This is a genomic window from Cryobacterium sp. MLB-32, assembly GCF_000738085.1.
In the GTDB taxonomy this organism is placed as follows: Bacteria; Actinomycetota; Actinomycetes; order Actinomycetales; family Microbacteriaceae; genus Cryobacterium.
The window spans coordinates 1-467 of sequence record NZ_JPRS01000725.1; the positions used below are offsets into that span (position 1 = coordinate 1).

Annotated in this window: 1 protein-coding gene; it reads right to left on the minus strand. The window is 54.6% G+C overall.

From position 1 onward, the window contains the following. Nucleotides 1–25 precede the first annotated feature (25 nt). Nucleotides 26–259 carry a glutaredoxin-like protein NrdH gene (gene nrdH, locus JF66_RS21090; protein WP_035880942.1) on the minus strand — a complete coding sequence of 78 codons (234 nt, stop codon included), beginning with the start codon at nucleotides 257–259 and terminating at the stop codon, nucleotides 26–28. Nucleotides 260–467 lie beyond the last annotated feature (208 nt).

A 467-nucleotide genomic window follows, 5' to 3' on the forward strand; every position in this document is an offset into this window, starting at 1 on the left:
GACTCTGGCGACGCGTAGCAGCTGGTTACGCCAGACGAGCGGCGAGCGCGTTGATCTTGTCGGGGCGGAATCCGCTCCAGTGCTCTTCGTCCGTGATCACAACAGGGGCTTGCAGGTAACCGAGAGCCTTGACCGCTTCGAGCGCGTTCTCGTCGACCGAGAGGTCGAGGACTTCGTACTCGATGCCCTTGTTGTCCAGGGCGCGGTAGGTCGCCGTGCACTGCACGCAGGAGGGCTTGGTGTAGACCGTAATTGCCATAGCAGATGGCCTTTCTATCGTTCAGGATTCTTGATTTTGATGCTGCAATAGTGAGGAAGTCTTTCGCCGTTCACTAGTGTCGGGCTGATCTCCTAATACTACATCTAGTGATTGGAATTGGGTATAGCCACTACATGAGGTAATTACAATTATGTAGTTATCCACCGACATTCCACGGAGTTACCCACAGGGCCGCCTCCGAAAAGTG

What these genes read in the sequence shown, in the direction of transcription:
- nrdH (WP_035880942.1), bottom strand. Translation starts at nt 259, where the DNA reads ATGGCAATTACGGTCTACACCAAGCCCTCCTGCGTGCAGTGCACGGCG.